Source organism: Saccharicrinis fermentans DSM 9555 = JCM 21142, assembly GCF_000517085.1.
Taxonomy (GTDB): domain Bacteria; phylum Bacteroidota; class Bacteroidia; order Bacteroidales; family Marinilabiliaceae; genus Saccharicrinis; species Saccharicrinis fermentans.
Genome location: NZ_KI912107.1, coordinates 2,614,273 through 2,629,617, shown reverse-complemented (window position 1 = coordinate 2,629,617; position 15,345 = coordinate 2,614,273). Strand labels below are relative to the sequence as shown.

Below are 15,345 nucleotides of genomic sequence, written 5' to 3'. Positions count from 1 at the left end.
TTTACAAATCTACATATGGAAACAAAAAAAGATTCAAGGTATATCATCTTGTTAACCGCAGTGGCTACACTGGGAGGTTTGCTTTTTGGTTACGATACGGCTGTTATTTCAGGAACTACTTCTTCTTTGGGGAATTTTTTCGTTGATCCCTTGGGCCTGGAAGAAACAGCAGCGAACTCTCTGAAGGGCTTTATTATTTCAAGTGCTCTGATAGGATGTATTGTAGGCGGAATATTGGGAGGACTGTTGAGTTCTAAATATGGACGAAGGAATACGCTTATTGTAGCAGCAGTCTTATTTTTTATATCCGCTATGGGATCCGCATTCCCAGAGATAGGGCTCCGTCCATTTGGAGAGGCTGATCATACTTTTGTATGGCATTTTATTGTTTATCGAATAATAGGAGGTATTGGTGTAGGACTGGCTTCTATGATATCTCCAATGTACATATCTGAAATTGCTCCGGCAGATAAGAGAGGTACCCTGGTATCGTTTAACCAGTTTGCCATCATATTTGGTATGTTGGTTGTGTATTTTGTTAATTATGGAATTGCCAAGTCGGGCGATGATCAATGGCTGAACGAAATTGGCTGGAGATATATGTTCGCTTCTGAAATGATACCAGCTGGTTTGTTCTTGGTATGCTTGTTCTTTGTGCCTGAAACGCCCCGCTTTATGGCGCTTCGTGGTCAGGATCAAAATGCATTAAGAGTATTGAGTAAAATTAACGGAGCAGAAAAGGCAAAAGCTATTCTGTCGGAAATAAAAAATACGGTTGAGAGTCATTCGGGTAAGCTTTTGTCTTACGGAATTGGCATCATTGTGATAGGAATACTATTGTCTGCTTTTCAGCAGTTTGTAGGTATTAATGTGGTGTTGTATTATGCGCCGGAGATATTCAAGAAGATGGGATCAGGAACTGATGCTGCATTGATGCAGACCATTATTGTGGGAGCTATTAATCTTACTTTTACGGTGGTTGCTATTCTTACTGTGGACAGGTTTGGACGTAAGCCATTGATGATTATCGGTGCCATTGGTATGGCTTTGTCAATGGGAGTGCTTGGTACCATGTTTTTTTCACAAAATGTAGGTATTCCTGCTCTTATTTGTATGTTGGTTTATACTGCGTCTTTTGCTGTTAGTTGGGGGCCTGTTTGTTGGGTCTTGTTAGCCGAAATATTTCCTAATAAGATAAGAAGTCAGGCATTGGCTATTGCTGTGGCATGTCAGTGGGTGTCCAACTGGTTGGTGTCGTGGACTTTCCCTATGATGAATGACAGTACTTGGCTAAGCGATCGGTTTAATAATGGTTTTGCCTTTTGGATCTATGGAATAATGGGCGTGTTGGCGGCATTGTTTGTTTGGAAATGGGTGCCTGAAACCAAAGGAAAAACATTGGAAGAAATGGAAGGTATGTGGATGAAGTAATTTCATCAACGATATTAAAAATAGTTGTTTTTTACCCCTATAGGTAAGTTGGCCACTTCGTGCGGTTAGCTTACCTTTTTTTTTACTTTTGGGCACAAAATAATTTACCATGCATAATAAAGTTGTCGTTATTACCGGCGCCTCATCCGGAATAGGCTTGGCTTTGGCCAAAGAATTTTCTTCCCGTGGATTTAAAGTGGTGCTTGCTGCCAGGTCAGCGGATAAGTTGAAAGATGTGGAAGAGAATCTTAGATCGACAGGCACAGAGGTAATCAGTGTAAGAACTGATGTAAGTAAAGAAGAAGATTGTGAGAATCTGGTAAAAGAAACAGTGGCTCGTTTTGGACGAATTGATATATTGATCAATAACGCGGGCTTGTCAATGCGTGCACTTTTTAGAGATGTGGAGCTCTCGGTGCTGAAGCAATTAATGGATGTGAATTTTTGGGGTACCGTTTATTGTACCAAATACGCGCTTCCTTATTTGCTGGAAACAAAAGGTTCGGTGATAGGTATTTCTTCAATTGCCGGTTTTATTGGTTTGCCTGCCCGTACGGGTTATTCGGCTAGTAAATTTGCTATGCACGGTTTTTTAGAGACTTTACGGGTTGAGAATTTGAAGAATGGCCTGCACGTATTGATTGCAGCTCCAGGCTTTACTGCTTCTAATATACGAAAAACCGCTCTAACCAACGATGGCTCACAACAGGGAGAAACACCAAGAAAAGAGGACAAAATGATGTCTCCTGAGGAGGTGGCCAGACGTGTAGCCAATGCTATCAAAAAACGTAAGCCAACCCTTGTTTTAACTTTTGTAGAGGGGAAATTAACGGTTTGGTTAAAGAAATGGATGCCTCGAACCCTTGAAAAATTGACCTATCAGCATATGGCTAAAGAACCCGATTCGCCGCTGAATGACTAGTGGCGGTATGGCTTCGTAGGATGTGTTACTTCTTTGAGACCTGGTTCGATGGTGTTTTCGCCTGTAGGTGAAAAGAAAAATGCATTGAATGGGGTTAATGAGCGTGTTCTTTTTTGAGTAAAAACTCCAATGCAAAATGGAATCGTTTGGCCCAGCTTCTTTCATCATGGGCATGACCCATATACTCTTTACTGATCCAATCTTGTTCGGAGTACCCTTTTCTTAATAGAACGGTGTCAACCATCATCTGGTAGGGTTTATATAGGCTATCTAAGGTTTCTGATCCGTAATCGAAGTATATTTTATGGTTGTTGGACGAGGGAAGATTATCTTCTAAATAATTTTTTAAGGCCGAAGGTATCTCTATGTTGTGTTTGTTGATTCCCGGCCAGTGTGTGGATAGGCAAGCGGTACCACCGAATATTTCGGGATACTCACAAAGGGCATATAATGAGATTAATGCACCCATACTGGATCCTGCAATAAAAGTGTGCTGCATATCACCGTAGGTGCTGTATGTTTCGTCTATATATGGTTTTAATTCTTGTGTGATAAACTTTAAGTAATGGTCTGATTCTGGAGATGTTGGTAATAAATGGTTTTTAATACTGTCTGATAACAGAAGGTATGGCTTGTTCGGGAAATACTCGATGGTTCTAAGTTCCGTTATATTCCATATGGCAACAACGATGGTTGGACGTATTTTGTTTTCCTTTGTCAGTTTACTCATGGTATTGTCAACTATCCATGCCTGTTTGTTCCATGTGGAGGCACTGTCAAAAAGCATTTGTCCGTCGTGCATATATAAAACATCATACTTTTTATTGGGAGTATAATTTTCCGGAATCCAGATGTCAATATCTCTGGCTGGTACATATTTGGATGAAAATGAAGTAAGGTGAACTATTTTTGAATTTTCTCCATCTGGGTAGATGCAGGCAGTAAAGCAGATTGTTATCATTAATAGAGTAAAGTACTTCATTGTAATTTGTGTGTTTTGTTATAACAAATGATTTAAGCATCTTACTTATTATACATATTATCTCTTGATTCGTTTAGGGGTCATCATTTGATGACAAATAGGTGTATTCTGAATGACTTGTAATTCAAAATAAAGCCTGTGACTTCTGTTGATATATGATTGAGTTAAATGCATTGTTTATACATCTAAGCCGTCTTTATGGTTACAATTAAACGTGTTATCTTACTTAAAAATTGTTTAAGGGCGTAAAAATGAATGTGCTTTAAGTCAGAAAAGCCATTAGAAAATCTATTATGCATTAAAATTCCTGCCCCTTAAGTCGCCAGTTAACTTGTTTTATATGATTATAAAATTCTTTCAATGGCCGTAAGGAACTTACTGAATTTTGTTGTCTGCTGGTGTGTGGTTTTGTTCTTGTTTTTTATAGAGGTGTTATGCCTATTTAATTCTTATGACGAAGTGTACGGTATCATTTGGTTTGAATGAGATGCGAGGTGCTTAATAAACCAGATGTGTTTCTATCGATTTGACAATCTTTATTCCAAACAGCCCCTCTTCAAAATGGTAAGTGATAAGGTTGTTACCCTTTACCTTGTTATTACTTAAAAATAAACGGATGTTAGCATACTCCCTATGTGCATTGCCTTCAAGTTTTATGGTAGTGTATAGGGGTGATGATTGATAGGGTAGGGTGTATGGGTACGTTTCTGATTGGGGGTTGGAGGAGAAAAGAAAATTAAGAAGAAAGAAAAGACTGATCATTCCGGGGCTTAAGTCGAAATAAATTAGGTATTTATAATAGCTGTTTTTTATGAATAGAGATATGACCAGGCTTAAAATAATGACGGTTCCGTAAAGGCTCAAAATTGTATGGGCTTGTATGAGGGTGTTTAAAACGATGAAAATAAAGATGACAATATTGCCAACAAAACCCAGGAAAATATTGCGAACCCTGGAACGAATACTGGGTTTGTGTTTGAAGGATATGTGTTTTGTGTTCAGGCTGTTGATTAGTCGTACGATAAAACGAAACCACAAGGGAGATGAGGGTAATAGAATAAAGATCCAAAAGAGGATGGCTTTGGATCCATGTTCTCGGATGGTCAGGATGGGGAGTACCACTATTAACAGCAGAATAACGCCAGTAAGTAATATGTCAAATATCACATTAATAGCTTCGGTTGCTTTATATACGTCCGATTTAAGGAAAGCTTCGTATTTCATGCGGGCATGTTCTTGCGCTCTTTCTCTGGCTTTTTGTCTTTCCTGTTGCTCCCATTGTTGTTGATACTTGGCTTGTTTTTCAGCCTTTTCTTGGGCTCTTTTTATGCGGTTGGTGCTATTGCCTGTTGTGTTGAGTAAATACTCGTATGCTTCATTTAGTAAAATGAATTGCTCGTTGGCATCTTTGGCCTTGTTGATATCCGGATGATATTGTTTGGCTTTTGCTCGGTAAGCTTTTTTTATTTGTTGTACTGTGGCATTGGAGGTTATGCCTAATATGTGGTAATAGTTGTTCACAGTTAGGTTTTGTAATTTGTTCTGCAATATTTTATCAGCAGACTAAACTACAGAAATGATTTTAAATTATACTGCATTGGAAGCCATTAAGTTTTTATATACCTTTGTAGTGAATTTTTAAGACAGTTCGATTACGCCATCCTGTCTATAAATAAAACCAGGGTAGACTTAAGAGACTTTTCTTTGGCACAGTGTCTGTGCGTCTATGCTTTTGGTTGATTTGTGGTTATAACACGTTTTATAGACTGTTGGTTTTTAGCTGTTTGCTTCTGGTGTTGTGGGTTTTGTAATGAAAGATTCTAAAACTGTCAGCACCCGGGAGGAAACTAGGCTATTGTGAGAGAAGATGATCAAATAGCTGGAGGCAGATAGCCGATAGCCTAATGTATAGAAAGAATGAAAGCAGTTGTATTATTATCTGGAGGATTGGATTCCGCAGTGGCTTTGTATTTGGCTAAGAGCAAAGCCTATGATGAGGTGCATGCCTTGTCTTTTGACTATGGACAACGTCACCAAACGGAGCTAAATCATGCAAAAGCCATTGCCCGGAAAGCCGGTGTGACAGCCCATAAAATTGTCACCCTGAATTTGGGTGATTTTGGAGGCTCTTCGTTGACCGATAAAAGTATGGAGGTGGAAGATGGGGATGTGACACGAACCGATATCCCGGTTACTTATGTTCCGGCACGAAACATGGTGTTTCTTTCGATAGCGGCATCTTATGCAGAGAGTATTGAAGCACAAAATATTTTTATAGGTGTCAGTCAGGTAGATTATTCGGGGTATGTTGATTGTCGTCAGACATTTATTGATGCCATGGAAAAGGCCATTAACCAAGGTACTGTGATGGGAGCCGAAGGGGGAAAGCCGATTAAGATTCATGCTCCTTTTGTTAATAAAACCAAAGCACAAGAAATAAAGTTAGGCATGGAGCTAGGTGTGGATTTTGGTCTTACCTGGTCGTGCTATAGAGGAGGTGAGAAACCTTGTGGTACTTGTGATAGCTGTCTGCTTCGAGCCAAAGCATTTGAAGAGGCCGGCTTTGAAGATGCCGCGTTGAAATAGTTGCTAAGAGCCTAAAGAAAAATGAAAAGATGATAGTAGAGGAGAAAATTGAGAAAGAAGAAGTAGTATCCAACAATATACACAGTGCCCAATTGGTTTTGGTGGGTGAAGGGGTATTTCCAATTACCAGAGATGCTGATATGAAGGCTGTTGATTGTGTTCCTAATACGGGTTTGGCCATATCAGGTACCATACAAGGGGAAGGAAAACTGGCTGGTACTCCCTCGCTGTTTATACGACTGGCAAGCTGTAATTTACGTTGTATATGGCAGATGGAGGACGGTAGCCTTTGTAAATGTGATACATCCTATGCTTCATTTCATCCCGAGGATAAAAAGACTTGGAGTGTAGAGGAGGTGGTGAATACCCTGAAAAATAATATGGGGCAGATAAAGCATGTGGTGATTTCAGGAGGAGAGCCTTTGCTGCAAAAGAAGGGGGTGGCGGCACTCTGTAAGATGATCAAAGAAAAACTGCACCTGCATATCACCTTAGAGACAAATGGAACTATCTTTGATAAAGAGGTGGCTCAATATATCGACTTGTTTAGTATCTCGCCCAAGCTTAGTAATTCTGTTCCCTCAAAGGAGAAACTGCAATTCTATCGGGAGGATGAAACGGGAGCCTCCAAATATCATCATGAGGTGCGTCGTAACTTAAAAGTATTACAAAGCTATATATACTTCGCCAATGTAACTTCTAAGGATGTGCAATTGAAATTTGTAGTGGGTAAAGCCAGCGATGCGGATGAGATTAAAAAGGACTACCTGGATTTATTGCTGGGCTATAGCCAGGAAGATATTATGTTGATGCCACTGGGGGCAGAGCCAGCACAGATTGCTCAATCTAACCCCATCGTTCTTCAACAATGTATATTGAATGGGTGGAAATATACCCCCAGGATTCATATTGATATTTTTGGAAGTAAGCAGGGCGTATAGTTGTGCAATAATGCAGTTGGTTATTTGGAATGTAATTAATTCTATGTATTATACCGTTGACAATGTCATAAAAATATAATATAATGGCAGACGAAGTTTTTGACTATTATTGGTATTTATAATTTGACGAATGTATCACTTCAACATAAGATCATGAATCCAATTGAAGGAAAAGTATTGGGGAAACAGATGAGTCACCCGCGCAATTATGCACCCGAAATACTGGTGGCGGTTCCTCGTAGCTTAAATAGAGAACAGTATGGAATGAATGCCTGTGAGCTTCCGTTTGTTGGAGTGGACGCGTGGCATGCCTATGAATTAGGTTTCTTGACAGAAAAGGGCTTACCTGTGGTGGGCGTTCTTAAGTTGGTTTATGCTTGCGATAATGAATCGTTGGTTGAAAGTAAATCCTTGAAACTATACCTTAATTCTTTTAATATGGGAAGGTATGGCGAAAATAGGGAAGCGGGCATTGCTCAGGTGTTGAAAACAATTCGGAGAGACTTGTCAGAGCTATTAAAAACCACAGTTGAAGTTTCATTTCATAATGCGCATAATAGCGGAATATATGATTTTGATGGATTTGGCTTATTGGAGGAAATGCCAGAGGCAGATAGTGCTTTATTTGAAAAATTTAAGGAAGATGAAAGACTCTTGGAGGCTGTACCTACCCAACAATCATGTGAGTTAAAAGTGTCAACTCATCTTTTGCGCAGTAACTGTAAGATAACGCACCAGCCCGATTGGGGAAGTGCCTTTATTCATCTGAAAACAAAATATGAGATAGATAGGATATCTTTGTTGCGGTATTTGGTTTCCATAAGGGATGAGAATCATTTTCACGAAGAAATATGTGAAATGCTCTACAAAAGATTGGTAGATAAATTTGATCCGGAAATTTTAATGGTGGCATGTTTGTACACGCGCCGTGGAGGTATTGATATTTGTCCGGTGAGGGCCAATAAAAAAGAGTACCTGCCTCGTAATATCATCCAGTCAAAAATATTCACTTCGCCTGCTTTTAGACAGTGAATACGCATCAACCTAAAAAAATATAGTCATGAATATTGCAATTGTAGGAACTGGCGGTGTAGGAGGATACTTTGGAGCCCGATTGGCTCAGGCCGGGAATAATGTCACTTTTGTGGCTCGGGGAGCGCATGGGAACGCCATCGTTGAAAATGGTTTACAGTTGTTGAGCCCCAAGGGAGATTACTTACTCACCAAGGCGCAAGTGGTTGATTCACCCTTAAAATTACATTCGCCGGATCTGGTTTTGATAGGTACTAAAGCCTGGCAGGTAAAAGAAGTGGCTCGCTCCTTGAAAGAAATAATCGCAGAAAATACCCTCGTGATTCCGCTTCAAAATGGAGTGATGGCAGCTCAGGAGCTGACAGAAGAGCTGTCTATGCATCATGTGATGGGTGGACTGTGCAATATATTTAGTAAAATAAAAGAGCCAGGTGTAATTGAGCATATGAGCGCTGAACCTCATATTATATTTGGAGAGTTGGATCATCGTATATCTCAGCGCGCAAGTCACATAAGCGAGGTGTTCCAGCAAGCCGGCATTAAGCATCGGCTTTCTAGCTATATCCAAGGTGATACCTGGAAAAAGTTTTTGCTGATATGTTTGGGAGGATTGGGCGCTTTAACCCGGGCTAATTATGGTGTATTGTGTGAAACAACAGAGCTAAAAGAGATGATGCGGCAGATGCTGGATGAGATGTATCAGGTGGCCCTTGCAGAGGGTGTCGAGCTGCCAGAAGAAATAAAAGATAAGACCTTAAAAACTACCATGTCTTTTGCGCCTTCTGCCAACTCATCGATGGCAAGAGATATATGGGCTGGACGACCTTCGGAACTAAGCTATCAAAATGGAAGTGTGGTGGCATTGGCTCAGAAACATGGAATAAAAGTGCCCATTAATTATTTTATTTACCATACTTTATTACCGCAAGAACGGGAAGCAAGGAGGCAATAAAAAAGTCTCAAATTCTTTAAAAGTCAAGTTTTTTCAACAGGATGTGCCAATAATTAAAATGTTAGCGTATCTTTGAGCGCATTTTATATGGATAAACTTCTTTTAAGTTAGGTCTTTTAAAATGGTCTTTGCAAGAAATTACCAAATACTGCGTTATTCTCATTTTTGAAACATGCATCTGTAAGATTCATCTCATCTGTTTCAAATAATCGAAAACCTTGTCTTTGTCGCCTTCTTTTTAAAGACAAAAATATAGCTAGATAACTAGCGTATACAAAATTAAACATATGACATTTAAAGAATTAGGATTAACATCTGCTTTGTTAAAGGCAGTTGAAAAGAAAAAATATACAGAACCTTCAGTTATTCAGGAAAAAGCCATACCACCCGTTTTGGAAGGGAGAGATGTGTTGGCCTCAGCGCAAACGGGAACAGGTAAAACGGCTGGTTTTACTTTGCCTATGTTGCAAATCTTATCACAAGAGCCTCCGTTGAGACGTAGACCAGTGCGAGCACTGGTTCTGACACCAACACGAGAATTGGCTGCCCAAGTATTTGAGAACGTAAAGGAGTACAGTGAGTTTTTAAATTTAAGATCGGCTGTGGTGTTTGGTGGTGTTAACATTAAGCCGCAAATAGCTAAGTTGAGAAATGGTGTTGATATATTAGTAGCTACACCGGGTAGATTATTGGATCTGGAATCACAGAATGTTGTTTCGCTTTCTAAAGTGGAGATTTTTGTGTTGGATGAGGCCGATAGGATGTTGGACATGGGGTTTGCCAGGGATGTTAATCGTATACTTAAACTGATGCCCGACAAAAGACAAAATTTGCTTTTCTCGGCTACCTTTTCCAAAGAAATAAAAAAACTGGCAGACCGCTTTCTTAGTCGTCCGGTTACTGTTCATGCGGCTCCTGAAAATGCAACGGCTGATAAAATTATTCAAAAGGCTTATCATGTGGCTAAAGTTGATAAAACAGCGGTGTTGGTTCGTCTGATTCATGAGGGGGATTGGCAACAGGTTCTTATCTTTACCCGTACCAAGAGTGGTGCTAATCGTTTAGGTAAGAAATTGAATAAAAGAGGTGTCTTGTCTGCCGAAATTCATGGTGATAAAAGTCAGAATGCCCGTGTAAAAGCATTGGATTCCTTTAAAAAAGGAACCATAAAGGCATTGGTAGCTACCGATGTTGCAGCGCGTGGTTTGGATATTCCATTGTTGCCGCATGTGGTGAATTTTGAATTACCCAATGTGCCGGAAGATTATGTTCATCGCATAGGTCGTACAGGAAGGGCAGGCGCTAACGGAGAAGCTATTTCTTTGGTAGGTCATGAGGAGATGGATTACCTGAAGGGAATAGAAAAGTTATTGGGACATACCATCCCACTGGAAATAATGGAGGGTTTTGAACCGGGAGAAGCTCCTGTTGAAGAGAAAAAACCTGCTAAAAAAACTTTTCGCCGGAATAATAGTACTTCTAATAAAAATAGTAAACGAAGAGTGCCTGTTAAAAAAAGATCTAATAGTCAGGATTCAAAATAATTATAAGTGTATATTTGTTTTTAATTGTCATTTATAACAAATACAGCATTTTTTTTACTTAAAAAAACTATTTATTATGAAGAAGATTCTATTGGTATTTGCAATTATAGCATGGGTAAGTACAACGTCAGCACAGGATAGAATTGCCCTTGGTCTAAAAGCGGGTTTTAATAGTACAAATATTAATTTGTCGAATATTCCTTCTGGAACAGAAATCAAGAATGAAGCTAAATCGGGCTTTTTATTTGGTGCTTATGGACGCTTGAAGCTTATTGGAAAGCTATCGTTTCAACCTGAATTATATTATGCCAAAAAACAAACACAATATCAAATTACTGAAGGTGGCGAGTCGGTTGTCGTAAATAGCGATATTAAATCGTGGGATGTGCCTTTGTTGGCTAATCTTCAATTGATAGATTTAAAAGTGGCTAGTGTATATGGAGTAGCAGGTCCTGTTGCTTCATTTATATCAAAAGATGATTTAAAAAGTATGAAAGATGCCAACTGGACATTTCAGGCAGGTATTGGAGCTCAGGTATGGAAAATCTCAGCCGATGTGCGTTATGAGTGGGGTATGAAAGATATTTCAAAATTAGATTTCGGCCAAAAAACTGATGTGCTTACATTTACCATTGGGTATAGGTTATTTGGAATTTAAAGCGTTGGTAGTAAGGTCTCTTTTCTGGATAAGCCTTTTCTATTGATACTTATCGATAAAAAAAAGACGTGATGTTTTATAAAAAAACACACGTCTTTTTTTGTTAAATAAGGAAGTGTTTTGTTATTGTAAAAATTGCAGTATCCTTTCAAAGGATATTATTTTAAAATTTTGATTTTGATTTTCCTTTTTATCTTTATTGAATCCATCCTGAACAACTAGCATGCCTTTGGGAAATTTCGGACCCATAAGGCTGGCGTTTGCATCTATTCCGTCCGTTTCTTCAACACCATCAAACACTCCATCTTTGATGATAAAGCTGGTGATATAGTTGTTTTTTTCGCTTAGATCAAAAATAGCGTATGAGAAATTTCCTTGTATTGAAGCCAACAGATATCCTTTTGTGTCAGAAATTCGATAGATAGTCAAACCTTCGATGTCGTAACTGATATGAGCATTGTTTGCATTACAGGAGGCTGTGAGCCTAATGCTGGAGGTGTCAGCTTGTGCCTGTGCTTTGAACTTGTATATGGCATCCTCTTCCACACCAACAAATAAAGTGTTGGTTACATGATCAACGACCATACCTTCGGGTTGACTGCTTACCCAAAAGGAGCGGGCCAATTCACCCTTTATTGAATCATTGTCATTTTTTAATAGCCATTGTTCAATTTTACCATTTTTACCATTTACAAAAACGTAATGTTTGTTGGCTACCGCATCGAAATACATGCACAGACCATAGACATCATCCACTGAGGAAGGTATAGAGCACAATGGTTTTTCTATTATTTTTTGGTTTGCACCATCAATCAACAATACATCAATACTTTGGCTTGTGCGGTTACTTCCTGCTAGTAAATCTACTTGTTGACCTTTGTATGCAAAATTATAACTTACGTCTGCGTTGTTCATTTTGCCAATGGGTATAAACTGAAGTTCATTGCCCTGTAAATCATATACATTTAGTCCTGCTTTTTTGTTGGTGCCAATGATCATGCTCTTTTCTGGATGTATTTTGTTTATCCAAATGGCAGGGTCATCGGCTGCATCATCACCCAGGTTAGATTTTACCGGAGTGGTTTCGTAATCTGCACTTACGATATTTGAAAACTGTGCTTGTAAGGCATAGGCTTCGGTAAGTTTCAAGGAATCGTCTCTGGCTTCTTTGTTTTTTTCCAGAATAGCCGTATTGTCCCTTTCGGCTTCAGAATTGTTATTTTGGTTGCCTTTTGGCTGACAGCTGCTTAAGATGCTTGCGGCTGCAATAAAGAGTGTTGTTAAATTGATGAACTGCATGTGTTTAAGTATTATTATTAATGTTTATATGGGACTTGCCCTGATTGTTATTTGTGGAGGTTCATTTTGTGTTTTTAAGTGTGGAAAATGTATTAGAAAATTCTAATACATCCTCGGGGTTAAAAATTTAATTTAAGGCCTATTTTTGCCGTTGTTCCGTAATATTCCATTTGGTATGTTCTGTTACTTTTTCCTTGAAAGTATCTGAGGGGTTGATTGAGTAAGTTATTAAAGTCGGTATACACCATGTAGTTTTTATGAAAGGCATAGCTAAGATTTAAGTCGAGATAGGTTACTTCATCATAATATATATCTTTAAAGGCTTCATCATCAAATTCATCCATGAAACTGCTGGCATAGTTAAACGATAATCTGCCCGTAAATTTACTGGTCTCATAGGAAATGGATGCATTTAAGGTATGCTCAGGTGAGCCTGGCATAGAAAGGTTTTCGTCTTCACGATCTTCTATATTAAAATTAGTGATAGCTGAATGGGTATAGGTATAGTTGGTATACAAGCCTAATCTTTTCAAAAAGCCGGGTAGGAAATCTAGTTGCCGCTGAGCTGAGAATTCAAGTCCCCAAAGGGAAACATCACCTCCGTTGATGGGACGTTCAAATTTGTGCCATTCGGTACCCTCATAGGTATAATCGTTATGACGCTCATGTACAATAAAATCGTGTATGTCCTTGTAAAAGAAACCAGCAGAGACAATACCAATGGATTTAAAATAATGTTCTGCCATCAGGTCAAAGTTGGCCGATGTGGTTGGCTCCAGATCTGGGTTGCCCAATGATATTTCGTCTCCGTCCTCTATTTCTTGAAAAGGTACTAGTTTAAAATAATCAGGACGAGCAATGGTATTTGTATAAGCGAATCGTAATATACTATTTTTGTTTAATTTATATTTCAAGTGCAGGTTTGGTAACAGGTTGGTGTAATCATTCTTTTCTTCAGGAGTGTCCGATAATACTTCCGCATCATCATCCCATTTCTTGCCTTTGTTTTCGGTGGTTGTATGCTCAAGACGTAATCCAATAATAGCAGACCATTTGTTTCCTAGTTTCTGATCTAGCATTATATATCCGGCAGTGATGTTCTCTGATGCATTAAAGTTTCCGGCATATTCTGCGTAATTGGCTTCTTTTTCAAACATGTCGGCATCATTAAAATCTATGCTTCCTAAATATTCTTTCGTAACAAAAGTACCTACATTGTATTTGTCGCCCGGCATAAAATCGTCTTTTGATTGATTTTTTGTATTGCTTAGCGCATCGACTAAAAAAGCGTCTTCATCTTTTATTTGGATATCAAAGAAGTTATTGTCACGCTCTTTGTTTTTTGATTTGTATTTGGCACCTAATTTTAAAGCATTTTTAAAATCTCCGCTGGCCATCGGAATTTCTATGTTTAATTTGGCTACCATATCCACATCTTCTGTGTTCTGATTTTCTTCCGTTAATTCGTCCAGTTCCCAACTACTGTTTAGGTCTTGTAGTGATTCGTCCAGTAATGTCATAAATGGTTTTTTGGGGTCAGTAACATCTCCTTTTAAATCACTTTGTTCCATCGTAAAGTTGATATATCTTTCCAATGGTCTATCTTCTGATGCTTTGGAATAAGACAGTCCCCAGTCGGCTTTTATTTTGCCCATTAAGTGCTCTCCATTCAATGAGAATTGCATCATCTGTTGGTCTTCCAAGCGAGCATTCTTGTTATTGCCACCCGCTTTGGTTTCTCTTTCTGCCTTATCAATGGGGTAAATGCCGTTTGGGGCTGGTGCATCATCGGCAGCTAAGATATTACGGTAGCGGTTTTCCCAGTCTTTTCTTCTGTTGTACATTCCTTTTAAATAAAGATTGTGATTTTCGTTTAGTTTAAAATCAAATGAACCGGAATAACTTTGCCGCAGTCGTTGTAAATAATATTGTCGAACTTGTAGTTCTTTTAAGTAATAATTATTATCATCACCGTCCCATTCAGCTTCTACGTTGTCAGAACCCAGATTGTTGTTGTTTATTGAGGCCCCTATTGTCATGCCGATTTTATCTCTGACGAAGCGGTTGCCATATATGATGTTGGCCGTGTAGTTGGCCTGTTTGGCCAGACCGTTATAGCCTGCTGCTACTGAACCGGAAATGCGTTCGCCCGCAGGTTCGGAGAGGGTAACCAGGTTTACTGAAGCACCAATTGCATCGGCATCCATATTGGGGGTAACAGCTTTATTTACTTCAATGGTCTGAATCATATCAGAAGGAACCAGATCTAGTTGGATGGAGCGGATCTCGGCTTCTGCTGAAGGAATACGCTCTCCATTGATGGTAACCGAGTTGTATTGAGGTGCTGTGCCACGGATATTGCCAAAACGTGCCTCTCCCTGATCGTATTGAACATTGATGCCTGGAATGCGTTTGAGTGCATCGCCAATATTGGCATCCGGAAATTTACCTACTTGATCAGCTGCAATTACATTGGTGATGTTGCCATTACTTTTTTGTTGGTTTAGCGCTTTTGACTGACCTTGTAAGCCGCCTGTAATCGTTATTTCGTCAAGTCCCATGCCGGGGTCGAGTTTGAAGTCTACAATTGTTGTTTTTCCTGATTTAACAATCGCTTTTAATACCATTGGCTGAAAGCCAATGTAGGACACTTTTAATTGGTATTCACCGGCCTGTATACCACTAATTATATAATGACCGTTTACATCGGTAAAGGTCCCTATGTTAAAGTCTTCGGTGTAAATGCTGGCTCCGGGCAGAGATAGATTGTTTGCATCCAGTACTCTACCTCTTATGTTGCCAGTTTGTGCTTTTAGTCCGAAGACAGAAAGCATTAGTAAGGTAAGAAATAAAAAAAGTTTTTTCATGTTTAAATTTATTTTTCAATGGTCATATGGAACTCGTCGCCAAGGCATTTTCCTGTTTGTAATAATTTGCTTCGGTCAGGCAATGATTTGTTAATCTATTTGAATGCGCACTAAGTCTTCAAATTTTCGCT

Annotated in this window: 12 protein-coding genes; 8 read left to right on the top strand and 4 right to left on the bottom strand. The window is 39.1% G+C overall.

The genetic code is table 11. From position 1 onward, the window contains the following. Positions 1-15: 15 nt before the first annotated feature. Positions 16-1,431, top strand: a complete 1,416-nt coding sequence (gene xylE, locus CYTFE_RS0110460; RefSeq protein ID WP_027471745.1) for a D-xylose transporter XylE — start codon at positions 16-18, stop codon at positions 1,429-1,431. A gap of 109 nt (positions 1,432-1,540) precedes the next feature. Beyond that, entirely contained in the window at positions 1,541-2,353 is an 813-nt protein-coding gene (locus tag CYTFE_RS0110455) for an SDR family oxidoreductase (protein WP_027471744.1), read from the top strand. Between the two features lie 94 nt (positions 2,354-2,447). Here CYTFE_RS0110455 and CYTFE_RS0110450 read toward each other — a convergent pair whose 3' ends face one another. Continuing rightward, positions 2,448-3,335 carry an alpha/beta hydrolase gene (locus tag CYTFE_RS0110450; protein WP_027471743.1) on the bottom strand — a complete coding sequence of 296 codons (888 nt, stop codon included), beginning with the start codon at positions 3,333-3,335 and terminating at the stop codon, positions 2,448-2,450. Between the two features lie 498 nt (positions 3,336-3,833). Continuing rightward, a complete protein-coding gene (locus tag CYTFE_RS0110445) occupies positions 3,834-4,883 on the bottom strand; it encodes a DnaJ domain-containing protein (protein ID WP_044213853.1) in 1,050 nt (349 codons plus the stop codon). Positions 4,884-5,252: 369 nt separating this feature from the next. Between CYTFE_RS0110445 and queC the strand changes: the two genes are divergently transcribed. The 6 genes from queC (at position 5,253) to CYTFE_RS0110410 (ending at position 11,048) form a co-directional block, all read left to right on the top strand. After that, positions 5,253-5,921 carry a 7-cyano-7-deazaguanine synthase QueC gene (gene queC / locus CYTFE_RS0110440; RefSeq protein ID WP_044213854.1) on the top strand — a complete coding sequence of 223 codons (669 nt, stop codon included), beginning with the start codon at positions 5,253-5,255 and terminating at the stop codon, positions 5,919-5,921. Between the two features lie 29 nt (positions 5,922-5,950). Further along, entirely contained in the window at positions 5,951-6,862 is a 912-nt protein-coding gene (locus CYTFE_RS0110435; RefSeq protein ID WP_044262739.1) for a 7-carboxy-7-deazaguanine synthase QueE, read from the top strand. A gap of 153 nt (positions 6,863-7,015) precedes the next feature. Next, entirely contained in the window at positions 7,016-7,894 is an 879-nt protein-coding gene (locus tag CYTFE_RS0110430) for a 7-cyano-7-deazaguanine reductase (protein ID WP_027471739.1), read from the top strand. A 28-nt stretch (positions 7,895-7,922) separates the two neighbouring features. Then, positions 7,923-8,846 carry a 2-dehydropantoate 2-reductase gene (locus CYTFE_RS0110425; RefSeq protein ID WP_027471738.1) on the top strand — a complete coding sequence of 308 codons (924 nt, stop codon included), beginning with the start codon at positions 7,923-7,925 and terminating at the stop codon, positions 8,844-8,846. A 287-nt stretch (positions 8,847-9,133) separates the two neighbouring features. Then, positions 9,134-10,390: a DEAD/DEAH box helicase gene (locus CYTFE_RS0110415; protein ID WP_027471737.1), complete on the top strand. Its 1,257-nt coding sequence runs from the start codon at positions 9,134-9,136 to the stop codon at positions 10,388-10,390. A gap of 76 nt (positions 10,391-10,466) precedes the next feature. Next, a complete protein-coding gene (locus tag CYTFE_RS0110410) occupies positions 10,467-11,048 on the top strand; it encodes a porin family protein (protein ID WP_044213855.1) in 582 nt (193 codons plus the stop codon). A gap of 123 nt (positions 11,049-11,171) precedes the next feature. Here the strand turns inward: CYTFE_RS0110410 and CYTFE_RS26090 are convergent, their stop codons facing one another. Then, positions 11,172-12,347, bottom strand: a complete 1,176-nt coding sequence (locus CYTFE_RS26090) for a phytase (protein ID WP_052343140.1) — start codon at positions 12,345-12,347, stop codon at positions 11,172-11,174. Positions 12,348-12,466: 119 nt separating this feature from the next. Continuing rightward, positions 12,467-15,214 carry a TonB-dependent receptor gene (locus CYTFE_RS0110400; RefSeq protein ID WP_027471735.1) on the bottom strand — a complete coding sequence of 916 codons (2,748 nt, stop codon included), beginning with the start codon at positions 15,212-15,214 and terminating at the stop codon, positions 12,467-12,469. Positions 15,215-15,345: the final 131 nt, after the last annotated feature.

Coding starts and splice junctions, on each gene's coding strand:
- CYTFE_RS0110425 (WP_027471738.1), top strand. CDS start 7,923: ATGAATATTGCAATTGTAGGAACTGGCGGTGTAGGAGGATACTTTGGA.
- xylE (WP_027471745.1), top strand. CDS start 16: ATGGAAACAAAAAAAGATTCAAGGTATATCATCTTGTTAACCGCAGTG.
- CYTFE_RS0110400 (WP_027471735.1), bottom strand. CDS start 15,214: ATGAAAAAACTTTTTTTATTTCTTACCTTACTAATGCTTTCTGTCTTC.
- CYTFE_RS0110430 (WP_027471739.1), top strand. CDS start 7,016: ATGAATCCAATTGAAGGAAAAGTATTGGGGAAACAGATGAGTCACCCG.
- CYTFE_RS0110415 (WP_027471737.1), top strand. CDS start 9,134: ATGACATTTAAAGAATTAGGATTAACATCTGCTTTGTTAAAGGCAGTT.
- CYTFE_RS26090 (WP_052343140.1), bottom strand. CDS start 12,347: ATGCAGTTCATCAATTTAACAACACTCTTTATTGCAGCCGCAAGCATC.
- queC (WP_044213854.1), top strand. CDS start 5,253: ATGAAAGCAGTTGTATTATTATCTGGAGGATTGGATTCCGCAGTGGCT.
- CYTFE_RS0110410 (WP_044213855.1), top strand. CDS start 10,467: ATGAAGAAGATTCTATTGGTATTTGCAATTATAGCATGGGTAAGTACA.
- CYTFE_RS0110455 (WP_027471744.1), top strand. CDS start 1,541: ATGCATAATAAAGTTGTCGTTATTACCGGCGCCTCATCCGGAATAGGC.
- CYTFE_RS0110450 (WP_027471743.1), bottom strand. CDS start 3,335: ATGAAGTACTTTACTCTATTAATGATAACAATCTGCTTTACTGCCTGC.
- CYTFE_RS0110435 (WP_044262739.1), top strand. CDS start 5,951: ATGATAGTAGAGGAGAAAATTGAGAAAGAAGAAGTAGTATCCAACAAT.